At 61.0% G+C, this 15,006-nt stretch carries 14 protein-coding genes; 7 read left to right on the forward strand and 7 right to left on the reverse strand.

The window, feature by feature from the left end; all coding sequences use genetic code 11:
- Positions 1–4: 4 nt before the first annotated feature.
- The 5 genes from lysA (at position 5) to G5358_RS07880 (ending at position 4,757) form a co-directional block, all read left to right on the forward strand.
- Positions 5–1,255, forward strand: a complete 1,251-nt coding sequence (gene lysA / locus G5358_RS07860) for a diaminopimelate decarboxylase (RefSeq protein ID WP_421323915.1) — start codon at positions 5–7, stop codon at positions 1,253–1,255.
- 185 nt (positions 1,256–1,440) lie between these two features.
- Complete coding sequence (gene dapF / locus G5358_RS07865) at positions 1,441–2,271, forward strand: diaminopimelate epimerase (protein ID WP_182969924.1); 831 nt, start codon at positions 1,441–1,443, stop codon at positions 2,269–2,271.
- Between the two features lie 91 nt (positions 2,272–2,362).
- Positions 2,363–3,043 (forward strand): DUF484 family protein, encoded by a 681-nt coding sequence (locus G5358_RS07870; RefSeq protein ID WP_005336370.1) that lies wholly within the window; start codon positions 2,363–2,365, stop codon positions 3,041–3,043.
- A complete protein-coding gene (gene xerC, locus G5358_RS07875; protein ID WP_421244875.1) occupies positions 3,036–4,013 on the forward strand; it encodes a tyrosine recombinase XerC in 978 nt (325 codons plus the stop codon). Before G5358_RS07870 ends, xerC begins: the two co-directional genes overlap by 8 nt.
- A gap of 33 nt (positions 4,014–4,046) precedes the next feature.
- Complete coding sequence (locus G5358_RS07880; RefSeq protein WP_421244874.1) at positions 4,047–4,757, forward strand: HAD-IA family hydrolase; 711 nt, start codon at positions 4,047–4,049, stop codon at positions 4,755–4,757.
- A gap of 75 nt (positions 4,758–4,832) precedes the next feature.
- On the opposite strand, the gene G5358_RS07885 is transcribed toward G5358_RS07880, so the two are convergent.
- Together G5358_RS07885 and G5358_RS07890 are read right to left on the reverse strand one after the other, a co-directional pair.
- The gene (locus G5358_RS07885) at positions 4,833–5,231 is read right to left on the reverse strand and encodes an STY0301 family protein (RefSeq protein ID WP_421244873.1); all 399 of its coding nucleotides are present in this window, start codon (positions 5,229–5,231) and stop codon (positions 4,833–4,835) included.
- A gap of 45 nt (positions 5,232–5,276) precedes the next feature.
- A complete protein-coding gene (locus tag G5358_RS07890) occupies positions 5,277–6,803 on the reverse strand; it encodes a cyclic nucleotide-binding domain-containing protein (protein ID WP_421323916.1) in 1,527 nt (508 codons plus the stop codon).
- A 145-nt stretch (positions 6,804–6,948) separates the two neighbouring features.
- Between G5358_RS07890 and G5358_RS07895 the strand changes: the two genes are divergently transcribed.
- Positions 6,949–7,332 carry a hypothetical protein gene (locus tag G5358_RS07895; protein ID WP_227343122.1) on the forward strand — a complete coding sequence of 128 codons (384 nt, stop codon included), beginning with the start codon at positions 6,949–6,951 and terminating at the stop codon, positions 7,330–7,332.
- Between the two features lie 3 nt (positions 7,333–7,335).
- On the opposite strand, the gene G5358_RS07900 is transcribed toward G5358_RS07895, so the two are convergent.
- Both G5358_RS07900 and yjgA read right to left on the reverse strand, forming a co-directional pair.
- Entirely contained in the window at positions 7,336–8,112 is a 777-nt protein-coding gene (locus G5358_RS07900) for a gamma-glutamyl-gamma-aminobutyrate hydrolase family protein (protein WP_421323917.1), read from the reverse strand.
- Positions 8,113–8,504: 392 nt separating this feature from the next.
- A complete protein-coding gene (gene yjgA, locus G5358_RS07905) occupies positions 8,505–9,029 on the reverse strand; it encodes a ribosome biogenesis factor YjgA (protein WP_005336359.1) in 525 nt (174 codons plus the stop codon).
- A 114-nt stretch (positions 9,030–9,143) separates the two neighbouring features.
- On the opposite strand from yjgA, the gene pmbA reads away from it, so the two are divergent.
- Positions 9,144–10,487 (forward strand): metalloprotease PmbA, encoded by a 1,344-nt coding sequence (gene pmbA, locus G5358_RS07910; RefSeq protein WP_421323918.1) that lies wholly within the window; start codon positions 9,144–9,146, stop codon positions 10,485–10,487.
- 75 nt (positions 10,488–10,562) lie between these two features.
- Here pmbA and G5358_RS07915 read toward each other — a convergent pair whose 3' ends face one another.
- The 3 genes from G5358_RS07915 to G5358_RS07925 form a co-directional block, all read right to left on the reverse strand.
- Positions 10,563–13,118: a TRAP transporter permease gene (locus tag G5358_RS07915; protein WP_421208897.1), complete on the reverse strand. Its 2,556-nt coding sequence runs from the start codon at positions 13,116–13,118 to the stop codon at positions 10,563–10,565.
- Positions 13,119–13,221: 103 nt separating this feature from the next.
- Positions 13,222–14,193: a TAXI family TRAP transporter solute-binding subunit gene (locus G5358_RS07920; RefSeq protein WP_005339950.1), complete on the reverse strand. Its 972-nt coding sequence runs from the start codon at positions 14,191–14,193 to the stop codon at positions 13,222–13,224.
- A gap of 414 nt (positions 14,194–14,607) precedes the next feature.
- Positions 14,608–15,006 (reverse strand): prolyl oligopeptidase family serine peptidase (locus G5358_RS07925; RefSeq protein ID WP_421323919.1); only part of this gene is annotated, 399 nt, incomplete at its 5' end.

The following is a 15,006-nucleotide window of genomic DNA, read 5'->3' on the forward strand; positions in this document are numbered from 1 at the left end:
CCCCTTGGATCACTTTAACTACGACGCCGACGGCCAGCTTCAGGCCGAGCAAACCTCGCTGCAACAGCTTGCCGAGCAGTACGGTACCCCGCTTTACGTCTACTCCCGTGCGACCCTCGAGCGCCACTGGCACGCCTTCGACAAGGCCGCTGGCGATATTCCCCATCTGATCTGCTATGCGGTGAAGGCCAACTCTAACCTGGCGCTGCTCAACCTGCTGGCCCGTCTGGGCTCGGGGTTTGACATCGTCTCCGGTGGCGAGCTGTCGCGGGTACTGGCGGCGGGCGGTGATCCGGCCAAAGTGGTCTTCTCCGGGGTCGCCAAGAGTGAAGCGGAGATGCGCCTCGCGCTGGATAAAGAGATCCTCTGCTTCAATCTGGAGTCGGAAGCCGAGCTGGAGCGCCTCAATCGGGTGGCGGGCAGCATGGGCAAGAAGGCTCGCGTCTCGGTGCGGGTCAATCCGGATATCGATGCCGGTACTCACCCCTATATATCCACCGGCCTCAAGCAGAACAAGTTCGGCATTCCCATCGAGCTGGCGCCCGCCATCTATCGCAAGGCGGCCGCGATGGCGAACATCGAGATCGTCGGGGTGGATTGCCATATCGGCTCGCAACTCACTGAATTGAATCCCTTTATGGAAGCGGCTGATAAGTTGCTGCGGCTGATCGACGGTCTGGCAGCGGAAGGCATTCATATCCATCATCTGGACGTGGGGGGCGGCCTTGGGGTCAACTACGGTTCCGAGCAGCCGCCCCATCCGACCGAGTACGCCGAAGCGCTGAAGCAGAAGCTGGCGGGCCGGGATCTGACCCTGCTGTTCGAGCCGGGCCGCGCCATCGTCGCCAATGCCGGCGTGCTGCTGACCCGGGTCGAGTACCTGAAGCCGGGCGAGACCCGCAACTTCGCGCTGATCGATGCCGGCATGAACGACATGCTGCGCCCTTCGCTCTACGGCGCCTGGATGAACATCATCGAGGTGGATAGCCGTGCCGGCCATGCTCCCGCGCTCTATGACGTGGTGGGCCCGGTGTGCGAGACCGGCGACTTCCTCGGCAAGGAGCGCACCCTGGCCATTGCCGAGGGCTCCCTGCTGGCGATGCGTTCGGCCGGAGCCTACGGCTTTACCATGTCATCCAACTACAACACCCGTCCGCGCGCAGCCGAAGTGCTGGTGGATGGTGCCAAGGCGCACCTGATCCGCGAGCGTGAGCAGTTGGCCGATCTCTGGCGCGGTGAGCACCTGCTGCCCTGATGGCGCAGGCTGGGACAATGATTTCATAACGGTTGACGGTGAGTTTTTACAGCCCTAACAGCACAGGAATGCACGATGTTGACAGATTGTTCCAGGATGCATGGGGCTTTGGACAACGACTTCATGGCGTTTAGCGACCCTTGGTTCGGTGAATTTTTACAGCCCTAACAGCACAGGAATGCACGATGTTGATAGATTTTTCCAAGATGCATGGCTTGGGCAACGACTTCATGGTGGTGGATGGCGTCACCCAGAAGGTATTTTTCAGCAATGACGTCATCAAGAAGCTGGCAGATCGCCACTTCGGGATCGGCTTTGACCAGCTGCTGCTGGTGGAGCCGCCCTATGACCCTGAACTCGACTTTCACTATCGCATTTTCAATGCCGATGGCAGCGAGGTGGAGCAGTGCGGCAACGGCGCCCGCTGTTTTGCCCGTTTCGTGCGTCTCAAGGGGCTGATCAACCGGGATCGCATCGCGGTCAGTACCGCCCGGGGTCGCATCGTGTTGCAGCTGGAGGGGGAGAATCAGGTCACGGTCAACATGGGTGTTCCCCAGTTTGAGCCGGGCAAGATCCCGTTCCGGGCCCAGAAGGCAGAGAAAACCTATCTGTTGCGGGCGCAGGAGCATACCGTGATGTGTGGCGTGGTCTCCATGGGTAATCCCCACTGCGTCATCGAGGTGCCTTCGGTCGCCGATGCGCCCGTCGAGACGCTCGGTGCCATCATGGAGCGTCACGAGCGTTTTCCCGAGCGGGTCAACGTCGGCTTCATGGAGATGGTCAACGCCACCGAGATCAAGCTGCGGGTGTTCGAGCGTGGGGTGGGGGAGACACTCGCCTGCGGTACCGGCGCCTGTGCGGCGGCGGTGATTGGCATCAGTCAGGGCAAGCTCAAGGAGCGGGTCACCGTCAGTCTGCCGGGCGGCAAGCTGACCATCGCCTGGAAGGGGCCGGGCCAGCCGGTCTATATGACAGGCCCCGCCGAGCATGTGTTTGACGGCCAGATAGAGGTTTAGCCGATAAAGGTTCAGGTGCGGGGGGCGTTGGCCCCCTTTGCCCATGATGTCGGGGCAGCGAGCCCCATTTCTCTGATGGATCAACCAATTTATGAGCGAACTCAAACGGCAGGAGCAATCGGTGGATGAAGCCACTGTGCTGGAGTACCTGGCCCGTTATCCCGAGTTTTTCCAACGCCATGCCGCCGTGCTGGATCGGATCCGCATTCCCCATGAACGCAAAGGGTCGGTCTCGCTGGTCGAGCGCCAGCTGGAGCGTCAGCGCGAGCGGATCGAACAGCTGGAGCAGGAGATCACCGAATTGATGGGGATCGCCAGCGAGAACGAGCGGATCTTCCGGGTCTATGCCGATCTCTACGGCGAGCTGTACGGTTGCCAGACCCTGTTCGAGGTGAGTGCCGTGATGGGCAAGGCCTTTGTACAGCGGCTGCGCCTGACCGGGTTGCGGCTCTGGCTCAATCCCAAGAAGTTTGCCCTGAGCGGGCCCGAGCAGCGCTTTCTGGCACAGGGCAAGCAGCTCGAATCCCTGCTGGGTCAGCGTCTGCCGGGGCAGGATTACTACTTTGGCCGCCTGAGCCAGAGCGAGAAGCAGGCGCTGTTTGGCCACGATGTGCTGGTCAACTCGGTGGCCCTGATGCGGCTCGGCGATCTCGGTGTGCTGGCCTTCGCCAGCTCGGATCCCGGCCACTTTACTCCCCACAACGACACCCTGCTGCTGGGCCAACTGGGGCGCCTGCTGCAACTGCGTCTGCCCGAGTTGACTCATGGCTAGAACACCCGCCAAGGGGCCTGCCAAAGCACCCGTCGTCGCACCGCCATTGCCCGCGGCACTGGCGGAAGAGCTGGCGGCCTTTATCGAATACCTGAGGGTCGAGCGTCAGCTCAGCCCTCATACCCGCAATAACTATCAAGCCCATCTGGAGGCGATGACCGCCGAGCTGGTAACGCTGGGTCTGGCTGACTGGGGTCGGCTCGAGGCGAGTCAGGTGCGCACTCTGGTGACCCGGATGCACAAGGCGGGCCTTGCTCCTCGTTCCCTTTCCACCAAGGTTTCTGCCCTGCGCAGCTTTTGCGACTGGCAGGTGCGGCAGGGTCGGCTGACCGCCAATCCGGCTCGCGGCATCGTCACCCCCAAACAGGGGCGGCCGCTGCCGAAAAACCTCGATGTGGACGAGATGCACCAGCTGCTCAACATTACCGATGAACAGGATCCGCTGGCGGTGCGGGATCGCGCCATCATGGAGCTGATGTACTCCTCAGGGCTGCGTCTGGCCGAGCTGGTGGGGATCAATCTGGTGGATCTTAAGCTCGACGACCGCCAGCTCAAGGTGACCGGCAAGGGCTCGCGGGAGCGGGTGCTGCCCATCGGCCGGATGGCGGTCGAGTGGCTGCAGAAGTGGCTCAAGGTGCGCCCGCTGCTGGCCGGGGACGAGAGCGAGGCGCTGTTTGTCTCCAGCCGCAAGCAGCGGCTGTCGGCCCGCTCGGTGCAAGCCCGCCTCGATGGCTGGGGCAACAAGCAGGCGCTCAACGCCCATGTCCATCCCCACAAACTGCGCCACAGCTTTGCCACCCATATGCTGGAGTCCTCCGGCGATCTGCGGGCGGTGCAGGAACTGCTGGGGCATGCCGATCTCTCCACCACCCAGATCTATACCCACCTCGACTTCCAGCATCTGGCCAAGGTCTACGACAGTGCCCACCCCAGGGCCAAGCGTGACCCGGATGCGCGGGACGATGAATAACGGGCCCTGAGCCCGCGATGCAGAGGAGAGTCCATGCACTTCTATCGCCGCTGGCAGCCGATTGCTGCCATCTCGTTTGACCTCGATGACACCCTCTATGACAACGGCCCCGCCATCGTGCGCGCCGAGCAGTGGATGCTGAGCCATCTGCGCAGCGAATATCTGGCTACCGCCATGCTCGACAAGCCACGCTGGCTGGAGTTAAAACGCGCCGTGTTGATGGCACGGCCCGAGCTGCGCCACGATGTCAGCCTGGCGCGCCAGCAGACCATCCGTACCGCCATGGTTGAGGGGGGGATGGCCGACCAGCAGGCCAGCCGCGAGGCGGAGCAGGTGTTTGCTGCGTTTCTGGCAGAGCGCTCGAAGATCGAGGTGAGCGAGTCCACTCATCAGCTGCTGGCCAGACTAGCCGAACGCTACCCGCTGGTGGTGATCACCAACGGCAATCTGGATCTGGTTCAGGCTGGGCTGGATCGCTACTTCACACTTGTCTGCAAGGCGGGGGCGGGCGCCAGAATGAAACCGGCGCCGGATATGTTTGAGCAGACCCGCAGTGCCCTCAAGCTGCCAGCAGAGCGGATCCTCCATGTGGGGGATCATCCCGAGACCGATGTGCTGGGGGCTCGTTTGCACGGCTTTCGCGCCGCCTGGCTCAACGAGCGGCAGCAACCGTGGCAACAGCTGCAACTGTTGCCGGACGTGGAGCTGACGGCACTGGAGGAGCTGGCCGAGCTGCTGCTCTGATGGCGCTGGCGGGTGGCCCGGCTCAGGCGGTAATGGCTGTCATCGAATCGCGATATATGGCAAGGGGTTACGCCGCTATTTGCGACAAACCAAGCCGAGCAGGGTGTAGCGATCGCGCTGGTTGACGCGGCAGTAGCTGATGCCGACGGGCAGCGCCTGCTGCAGGGTGATGGCGCTGTCCTGATAGCGGCAGACCAGATAGAGCGGGCGCAGACTGCCATCGAGCTGGCTCCAGTAGTGGATCTCGTCGCTGTCGCCATTATCCGGTTTGAGCTGGACCCGCTCATCGGGATTTCCGTCAAACAGGGAGAGACGATCCAGCCGATGGGTGAGGCGCTCGCCAGGTTTGCCGTTGTCGTTGCGGGTCACGGCCTGCCAGCCCTGCTGCGGGGTCAGCAGCTGCTGGCGAGCCTCGATGGTGGCAGGACAATCAAATTGCAGGCTGGCGGCAAGGGCCAGGGTTGTCAGTAACATGGCTGCTGTTCTCTCTTCACGTCCTCAACAAGATGCCATGCTACGTCATCTGCCGCCGAACAGCTTCATCAGTTTATCAAGCAGATCAAGCTGTTGTGGTGGCCGTTTCATTGACTCCGCCTCTCGTTCCAGCAGCGCCCGCTGCTCCTGCTGGCGGTCGCTCAGCACCCGGTAGAGGGGCTCGACCAGCGCCTCACGCTGCATCACCAGCTCCTGAAACATTGCCTGATTGATGCGATAGGTTTCGACGGTGGCCACCGCCCGTACCGTGAAGGAGCTGGGCTCGCCGGTGAGCAGGCTCAGTTCGCCAAAAAAGTCTCCCGCGTTGAGCGTACCAAGCTTCAGCTCTCGCCCCTCGACATTGACCACCATCTCGGCTTCCCCTTTGACCAGCACGAACAGCCAGCTGGAGACATCTCCCTGCTCCAGCATGATGTCGCCGCTGACGAAGGGGGCAAACTTCACCTGGTCCGCCAGTCTGATCAGCTCATCCTCCTGCAACATGGCAAACAGCGGCAGCTTGCGCAGGGTATCGGTTCGTTCGGCGGTGTGGCGCTTGTGGCGGGCATCCAGGTGCTGCTTCTCCTTGGCCATAAAGACATTGAAGATCGGTGGGGTAAGACGGCGATCGTTGCGACGCAGGGCGGCATCGATCAGGCTGCGTACCATGGAGTCGGTCGGATCGTCGCGAGCCAGATCGGTCAGCCAGTAGCGCACCGCATAACGGGCAATCCCCCCCTCGACATTCATCAGCAGGCAATCCGGTTGCGGATGCTTGGCGACGCAGGGGAGCTTGGTCTCTCGCAGGGATTTCTCGATCAGGGCGATGATCTGGGTCGGCAGGGTATCCAGGGTCAGATCGAACCAGACCCAGCGTCGCCACTGCAGCGGCTCGCCACGGCGACGCCCGAGCACGGTGAAGCGCTGTTTGAGCAGATGACTGTTGGGGATGACCACAGTTTCCCAGTTGCGGGTCTCGATGGTGGTGGCACGCCAGTTGATCTCCACTACCCGGCCCTGGGTGGTGTCCACTTGCAGCCAGTCCCCGATGGCGATGGAGTTGTCGAGCTGAATGGAGACCCCGGCCAGCAGATTGCCCAAAGTATCCTGCATGGCGAAGGCGATGACCGCGGTGATCACCGCCGAGGTGGTGACTATCTCCCCGAGCGCCATGCCGGAGGCGTAGAGGCGAAACAGACCCCAGCCGATATAGCCGATGGTGATGACGATGTCGGCGATGATCCGCGGGATGCTGATCTGGCAGAGGGGCAGAAGAAATTCGAACAGCAGTATCCCCCACACTTTTACCAATATCAGGCCCGCCAGCAGGGTGGAGATCTCGATCAGCAATTGATGGGGCAGCGGCAGTTTGAACCAGCCCCCTTCCAACTGGATCAGCAGGATCACGACAGTGCTTATCATCACGAAGCTGAGCTCGGAGAGCAGCTCCCGTCGTTGCCCGGGGCGGCGCCAGAAGTGGAGCAGCATCAGAGAGAGTGTGAGCAGGGTCCAGAACGGGTGTTCGCGGATCCATATCAGTGTGGGTAGCGCAGTGAGGTTGTCGCTGAACATGACGGCCCCTTGTGATGGTTTTATTTCCAGCATAGCCGTTCCGGCACGGGGAAATGGTGCGTTGGGGCAGCAATTTATTTATCCTGTGCAGAACCGGGCAAAGGAGTGCGATTGAGTGAAATTTTCAAAGAAAATCATCTGTTTGATGGCCCTGTTGCCACTGGCTGGCTGCGATCTGCTGGTCGAGAAGTATCGGGTCGAATTCCGGGATGGCTCCTGGCGTGAAATAGCTATTACCCCCTTCTCCAGCGAGGCGCGCTGGCGCGAGGGGTGTGCCACCGGCGAGGTGCTGAGCGATATGAAGGTGCCCATCAAACGGGGTGATACGGTCAATGGCCGCGAGCAGTTGCTGATCGGCGGCGAGAAGTTCGAGCTGGATGACAACAACCTCTACCGCAGCAACGGCATGGTGTTTGGCCATTCGCCTGACCATATCCAGCGTGGGCTCAAGGGGATGGATATTTGCCGTACCCTGCGCCCCGAGCGGGGCGGATTGCCCAAGCTCAAGGCGCGAGGATTTGGTGAATAAGCGTTAACGATTATCTCTCTGACGGCGTCGGCAGGCGTCACCAAAGGCCTGGAAGATCTTGATGGAGTGGGGATTCTCGCTGGCTTTCCACTCCGGGTGCCACTGTACTGCCAGCAGGAAAGGGGAGAGGGTAGGGGCATGGATGGCCTCGATCAGTCCATCTTCGGCATGGGCCAGCGGCTCTAGGCCATCACCAAGACGGTTTAGCCCCTGTCCATGCAGGGAGTTGACCGGTATCTGTTCAGCCCCCATCAGTTCGGCAAACCAGCTGCCCGGCAGCAGCTCAATCTGATGGCTTGGCCCATACTGTTCGTCGACCGGATCGTCGGCATCTTCCCGATGATCGTCATAACCCGGTTCGGTGTAGACCTTCTGGTGGATATCGCCGCCCAGTGCCACGTTGATCTCCTGCATGCCGCGACAGATCCCGAGGATCGGCAAGCCACGGGCGAGGGCTCCCTTAATGAGGGGCAGATCGAACAGGTCGCGATCCCTGTCCTGCTGTTTCTCCGGGGTGAGGTTCTCCTGTCCGTAAAGCGCCGGATCGATGTTGGAGCCGGCGCCGCTCAGATAGATGCCGTCAGCCAGATCCAGATACTGCTCCAGATCGGCGGTGCCACAGCAGGTGGGCACCAGCAGCGGGACACAGCCACTGATCTCGACCAGCGGCATGATGTATTTGTGGGTCATTACCTGATAGGCGTGGCCGTTGCGGGGCTGGGCCCCCATGGTCATCAGCACGACGGGTTTACGGTTGGTGACGAGTATGGAATTTGGCATAGAACACCCTGATTATCCCTGGCGTTGAAGTCTCATCCTGCACCTTGGGCAGACCCTTGCACATCGGCTGGGCAAGGGCATGCCTCAAGGTATGGTCATGGGATCCCGCGTCTTACCGGGTGGCAGAATCGAATCGTCGGTCAGCCTCGGCAGCGACAGCCTGGATCCTCTCCCCAGTCTGCCAAGGCTGTTCAATATGTCAAACAAAATGATGCAAGATTGTTAATGCCATAGTTTTGAATGGTTCTTTAGTGCCGATTTTACTGGGAAAAACGGATAGGGATGTATGCCAAGAACACCAGAGTGGTGGATATATTAAACGCACAGGGAGGGGGTAGGGGAAAAGGCATCAAGATAAACACGCCTCCCCGAGGGGAGGCGTGTTTCGGGGATCACAGCAGGTCTTCGATCTCGCCGCGCAGATACTGGTACATCTCGCGGTAGGCGACCGGCGGCTTGTTCAGCTCCCGCTCCTTGTTGGCGGAGCGGATCAGCTGGCGCAGCTTCTGGCGATCCAGTTCGTGGAACTGGGACATCAGCTCGTTGAGGGCGCTGTCACCTTCGGTGATCAGGCGCTCGCGCCACTGCTCCAGGCGATGCAGGCGCGCATTCACGGTGGAGTGACGGTTCTTGATGATGGAGAGCGCTTCGGCAATCGGCTCGATATCGCGGCTGCGCATCAGGCGGCCGATGAACTGCAGATGGCGACGGAAGGACTCATCCTTCTTCGGCTTGAGTTTGCGACCCAGCTCGACAGCTTCTGCAAGCTCTTCATCCAACGGGATTTTTTCCAGCTCGCTGTGGCTGAGGGAGACGATCTCTTCCCCCATTTTCTGCAATGCTTCGGCATCGCGCTTGAGCTGGCTCTTGCTGGGGCCCCAGTCTTCGAACTCGTTGTCGTCTTGATATTGACTCATCGGTCTCTTGATTCCTGTCATTCACGTTTGGCGGATATGTTACCAGCTTCTCCCGCTGGGCGCAGGGGTCTGATATGCTTACCCCCCTTTCCTTCTTTCATACAGATGTGAGTTATGGATCAGCAAGACCAAATCCGCCAGGATCAAGCCCATCTCGAGGCCGTGGTTGCCGAAGCCCTGGAGATAGCCAAAGGACTGGGCGCCTCGCTGGCCGAAGTCTCCATCAGCAAGCAGACCGGGTTGTCGGTGAACACCCGGGGTTGTGAACTGGAAAGCATTGAATTCAATAAGGATGGCGCCCTCGGCATCGCCGTCTATCGCGCTGGTTGCAAGGGATCTTCCTCGACCACCGATCTGAGCAAACCCGCCATTCGTGCCGCCGTTGAAGCGGCCATCGAGATTGCCCGCCACACCTCGGCGGATGATTGCGCCGGTCTGGCGGACGCCGAGCTGCTGGCCTGGGATGCCCCCGACCTGCAACTGTGTCACCAAATCGAGCTGGATCCCCAGCGCGGCATCGATCTGGCCATCGAGTGCGAACGACTCGCTCTGGGTCGCGATGTCCGTATCAAGCACTCCGACGGTGCCGGTTTCTCCAGCCATCTTGGCATCAAGGTCTATGGTAACAGCCACGGCTTCGTCAAAGGCTACGCGGCGTCGCGTAACTCCCTTAGCTGCGTGCTGATCGGCGAGCAGGATGGCGACATGCAGCGGGATTACGGCTACTCCTCCAGCCGTTCCCTCGACGGGCTCTGGAGCGCGCAGCGCATCGCCGACGAGGCGGTGGAGCGTACCGTCTCCCGTCTCGGCGCCCGCAAGATTTCTACCCGCCATGCCCCTGTGCTGTTCCACCCCGATACTGCCTCCGGCCTGTGGGGCCATCTGGTGATGGCCATCAGCGGTGGCAACCTCTATCGCAAGTCGAGCTTCCTGCTCGACAAATTGGGCAAGCAGATCCTGCCAGAGTGGCTCACCATTCAGGAGTTCCCCCACCTGCTGGGGGGGCTCGCCAGTACCCCGTTCGATGGCGAAGGGGTGCGTACCCGCGACATGGATATCATCCGTAACGGCGAGCTGATGAGCTGGCTGCTTACCTCCTACTCTGCGCGCAAGCTGGGGCTGACCACTACGGGTCATGCCGGTGGCATCCACAACTGGCAGGTCTCCAATACCGGCCAGGATTTTCAGGGCATGCTGAAAGAGATGGGTACCGGTCTGCTGGTGACCGAGCTGATGGGGCAGGGGGTCAATATCGTCAATGGCGACTACTCCCGCGGCGCTGCCGGTTTCTGGGTCGAGAATGGCGAAATAGCCTATCCGGTCGAGGAGATCACCATCGCCGGCAATCTGACCGAGATGTTCAGTCATATCGTGGCGGTGGGTAGTGACGAGGATGAGCGCTCCAGTCTCAAGACCGGCTCGGTGCTGGTAGAGAATATGAAGCTGGCGGGTCACTGATCGCCGCTGCAGCGAGATCGATATCCATAAAAAGAGGGCCGCAATCGCGGCCCTCTGTCTTATTTGCCTGGCGGATTAACCGGCCTTGACGCTGCGGCGACGCTGCAGCCAGACGATCACCCCGAACAGCAGGAAGCCCGGGATCCACATCCACTCCTTGCGCCAGCGATCGGTGGGCGCCTTGACGGTGAGGATCTCCTGATCGAACTCCAGCCCCATGGTGGCGGCCGGGCTGCCAAAGGCGACGTTGTCGATCAGCGTCTTGCCATCCTGCTCATAGAGGCTCAGCCCCAGATTGGCCAGCCGCTCTTCGCCATTTGCCCCATCCGGTACGGCGACCAGCAGGGTGAACTTGCGTGGCTTGCCCACTGCATCTTCACCGAGGATCCGCAGCCGCAGGGTGCTCTCCGCCTCCACTTCACCCATGGTTTGGGCCAGCTGGGCAGGCGGGGTCTCGCGATAGGGGTCGTGCACCATGTCCATCCAGAAACCCGGGCGGAACAGGGTAAAGGCGACCAGCAACAGCAGCACGCTCTCGTACCAGCGGCTCTTCACCAGGAACCAGCCCTGAGTGGCGGCGGCGAAGATCAGCATGGCGATGGTCGCCACGATGAAGATCAGCACCCCGTGGGCGAAGTCCACGTCGATCAGCAGCAGATCGGTGTTGAAGATAAACAGGAACGGCAGCGCTGCGGTACGCAGGCTGTAGTAAAACGCCGTGATCCCGGTCTTGATGGGGTCGCCCTTGGAGACAGCCGCTGCCGCGAAGGAGGCCAGTCCCACCGGCGGCGTCACATCCGCCATGATGCCGAAGTAGAATACGAACAGGTGCACTGCGATAAGCGGCACGATCAGCCCGTTTTGCTGCCCCAGCGTCACCACCACTGGTGCCAGCAGGCTGGACACCACTATGTAGTTGGCAGTGGTGGGCAGCCCCATGCCGAGGATCAGGCTCAACAGGGCGGTGAGCAGCAGCATCAGCAGCAGGTTGCCCATGGAGAGGAACTCCACCAGATCCGCCAGCACCAGACCGACCCCGGTCTGGGAGACCGCACCCACGATAATCCCCGCGGTGGCGGTGGCAATGCCGATACCGATCATGTTGCGGGCACCGGCGACCAGCCCTTCCCGCAGATCCACCACGCCGTCAGCGACGGTGCCGTAGTCGTGCTTGCCGTCCTTGCGCAGCCAGTTGAGCAGCGGGCGCTGGGTCAGCAGGATGATCACCAGCATCACGGTCCCCCAGAAGGCCGACAGCCCCGGCGAGAGGCGTTCCACCATCAGGCACCACACCAGTACCACCACCGGCAGCAGGAAGTGCAGGCCGGAGAGCAGCACGGCGCGGGTGTTGGGCAACTCGGTGAGCGGCTTGTCGGGATCTTCAGCAGGCAGCGGTTCATTGCTGGCAGCGATCTTCAGCAGGGCCACATAGGCGGCAGCCAGCAGTACCGAGATCCCCGGCAGGGCGTAGTCACCCAGAGCAGGTTTGAGCCAGCCGAGGCCATAGTAGACCGCCAGTGACAGGCCGCTGATGAGGGCTGCGCCAAAGGCAAAACCGGTCAGGCGACGCAGCCAGGGTTTGGGTTGATGGTTGCCGATGGGCTGCATGCCCAGTTTCAGGGCCTCCAGATGGACGATGTAGAGCAGCGCTATGTAGGAGATGGTGGCAGGCAGGAAGGCGTGCTTGATGATCTCCACATAGGGGATGCCCACGTATTCGACCATCAGGAAAGCCGCAGCCCCCATCACAGGTGGCATGATCTGACCGTTGACCGAGGAGGCCACTTCCACCGCCCCCGCTTTCTCTGAACTGAAGCCCACCTTCTTCATCATCGGGATGGTGAAGGTGCCGGTGGTCACCACGTTGGCAATCGACGAGCCGGAAATCAGACCGGTCAGGCCGGAGGCGACCACTGCTGCCTTGGCCGGGCCGCCGCGCAGGTGACCGAGCAGGCTGAAGGCGAGCTGGATAAAGTAGTGACCGGCACCGGCACGCTCCAGCAGGGCGCCAAACAGCACGAACAGGAACACGAAGCTGGTGGAGACGCCAAGGGCAATGCCGAACACCCCTTCGGTGGTGATCCACTGGTGGTTGGCCAGCGCGGTGAAACCTACCCCGCGATGTGCAAGCAGTCCCGGCATCCAGGGGCCCGCCAGGCTGTAGATCAGAAAGACGATGGCGATGACCGCCAGTGCTGGCCCCAGGGCGCGGCGCGCCGCTTCCAGCAGCAGCGGAATGCCGATGCAGGCGGTCACCAGATCGGCGGTGGTGAGGGTGCCGGGACGCAGCGCCAGCGCTTCATACATCACGAACAGGTAAGACGCGGCGCCTGCGGCGATCAGACCGAGGGCGATATCACCGAGGGGGACCCGATCCCGCGGCGAGGAGCGAAACGCCGGGAACACCAGAAAAGCCAGCAACAGGGCAAAGGTGAGGTGAATGGAGCGGGTTTCGGTGTCATTGAGTACGCCAAACCCCACCATGAAGGGGAGTGGCGAGGCGATCCAGAGCTGGAACAGCGACCAGGCCAGTGCCAGCGTGGTGATGATCCAGCCCAGCGGGCCCAGCGGCAGGCGAGCGCCCACATCCTGGGCGATCAGTTCCTCGGTAGAGAGTTGTTTATCTTGCATAGGGTTAACTTGTGCCAACGAGTACAACAAGAGCGACACCCGCCCCCGCAATCAGGCGGCAGACGGGTGTCGAAGAGAGTGACAAAGGCCCCGGGGCCTTCAATCAGAGCCAGCCGCGCTCTTTGTAGTAGCGGGCAGCCCCTTCATGCAGCGGTGCAGAGAGACCCACCTTGATCATGTCGGCCTCTTTCAGGTCGGCAAAGGCAGGGTGCAGGCGCTTGAAGCGATCCAGGTTGTCGAACACCGACTTGACCAGCTGATAGACCACTTCCGGATCGGTTTTGGCGCTGGTGGAGAGCACCGCTTTGCCACCGATGGAGGGGGTCGGCTTGTCGCTGCCCTTGTAGATGCCGCCCGGGATCTCGGCCTTGCTGTAGTAGCTCTTCTCGGCCAGCAGCTTGTCGATGTCGGCGCCGGTAACAGGTACCAGTACCGCATCTGTGGTGGTGGAGGCTTCCTGAATGGCCCCGTTCGGGTGACCCACGAAGTAGCTCATGGCGTCGATGTTGTTGTCACCGAGGGCGGAGGCCTGTTCGGCCGGCTTCAGCTCGGAGACCAGACCGAAGTCACCCTTCTTCCAGCCTTTGACCGCCATGATCTCTTCCATGGTGTCACGCTGGCCGGAGCCCGGGTTGCCGATGTTGACGCGCTTGCCTTTCAGGTCGTCGAAGCTGGCGATCTTGGCATCGCGGCGAGCCAGGATGGTGAACACCTCGCTCTGCAGGGAGAAGACGGCGCGCATATCGTCCATGGCCCCTTCGGCCTGGAACGGTGGCAGCCCCTTCATAGCCTTGAACTGGTGGTCGGATTGCATGATGCCGAAGTTGAATTCACCGCTGCGGATGCCGTTGACGTTGGCAACACCACCGCCACTGGCCGGGGCGTTGCACTTGATCTGGTGATCGGCGGCGCCGCGATTGAGGAAGCGGCAGATGGACTGGCCAGCGACATAGTAGACGCCGGTCTGACCGCCGGTGCCTATGGTCACGAAGCGCTCCTGCGCTTGTACCGGACCACCGAATGAGACACCGACCAGAGCCGCCGACAGGGCGCATGCCAAAGTTAATCCTTTCATTTTTTCTCCCTTTTCTTTGATTTTGTTTATCCGATCCCCGGATAAATTGATGGCAATCCCGTTCTGCGCCGGGCTTGCCCGCTCTTCTCGTTGCGCGAAAGCGGGGGAGTTGATTGCCCCCTTTTCCGGCGGTCACCCTCATCCTGTGGTGAGGCTACCGACCTCCTGTCGGTCGAAGATAAATTGGCCCCTGAGGGGCCAAATAAAAAGTTGCAAGCACTCCGATTAAGCACATTCACCCAACATAAATCAAACGAAATGGCAAAATCACGGAGTTTAATCTTGAGAAACATGACCTCGATCATTCATTTTCTTGCCGAAGATTAATTTGATATGGAGGGAAATGGAAGAGGGAAAAACTGCGAGAGGATTCTTATGCGGCCCTTGAATGACAAGGGCCGAGGTCATAATGGATCAGTTGGCCGGGGTGGCCAGATCCAGGATAAAGGCGTATTCCAGCGCGATATCCTCGTAGGCTTTGAAGCGGCCCGACTTGCCGCCGTGGCCGGCGTCCATGTCGGTGTTCAGTAACAACTTGTTATCATCTGTCTTCAGTTCGCGCAGCTTGGCGACCCACTTGGCGGGCTCCCAATACTGCACTTGCGAGTCGTGCAGCCCGGTGGTGACCAGCAGGTTGGGGTAGGCTTGCGCCTTGACCTGATCGTAGGGGCTGTAGCTCTTCATGTAGTCGTAGTAGCGCTTCTGGTTCGGGTTGCCCCACTCGTCATACTCCCCGGTGGTGAGGGGAATGGACTCGTCCAGCATGGTGGTGACCACATCGACGAACGGCACCTGCGCCACCACGCCGCGATA

It is taken from the genome of Aeromonas sp. 604176 (assembly GCF_049170755.1).
Taxonomy (GTDB): Bacteria; Pseudomonadota; Gammaproteobacteria; order Enterobacterales; family Aeromonadaceae; genus Aeromonas; species Aeromonas veronii_A.

Bases quoted from the DNA above. Each gene is read 5' to 3' on its own strand.
- dapF (WP_182969924.1), top strand. From the start codon at position 1,441: ATGTTGATAGATTTTTCCAAGATGCATGGCTTGGGCAACGACTTCATG.
- G5358_RS07885 (WP_421244873.1), bottom strand. From the start codon at position 5,231: ATGTTACTGACAACCCTGGCCCTTGCCGCCAGCCTGCAATTTGATTGT.
- G5358_RS07895 (WP_227343122.1), top strand. From the start codon at position 6,949: ATGGCCCTGTTGCCACTGGCTGGCTGCGATCTGCTGGTCGAGAAGTAT.
- G5358_RS07890 (WP_421323916.1), bottom strand. From the start codon at position 6,803: ATGTTCAGCGACAACCTCACTGCGCTACCCACACTGATATGGATCCGC.
- G5358_RS07920 (WP_005339950.1), bottom strand. From the start codon at position 14,193: ATGAAAGGATTAACTTTGGCATGCGCCCTGTCGGCGGCTCTGGTCGGT.
- G5358_RS07880 (WP_421244874.1), top strand. From the start codon at position 4,047: ATGCACTTCTATCGCCGCTGGCAGCCGATTGCTGCCATCTCGTTTGAC.
- xerC (WP_421244875.1), top strand. From the start codon at position 3,036: ATGGCTAGAACACCCGCCAAGGGGCCTGCCAAAGCACCCGTCGTCGCA.
- yjgA (WP_005336359.1), bottom strand. From the start codon at position 9,029: ATGAGTCAATATCAAGACGACAACGAGTTCGAAGACTGGGGCCCCAGC.
- G5358_RS07900 (WP_421323917.1), bottom strand. From the start codon at position 8,112: ATGCCAAATTCCATACTCGTCACCAACCGTAAACCCGTCGTGCTGATG.
- G5358_RS07870 (WP_005336370.1), top strand. From the start codon at position 2,363: ATGAGCGAACTCAAACGGCAGGAGCAATCGGTGGATGAAGCCACTGTG.
- G5358_RS07915 (WP_421208897.1), bottom strand. From the start codon at position 13,118: ATGCAAGATAAACAACTCTCTACCGAGGAACTGATCGCCCAGGATGTG.
- pmbA (WP_421323918.1), top strand. From the start codon at position 9,144: ATGGATCAGCAAGACCAAATCCGCCAGGATCAAGCCCATCTCGAGGCC.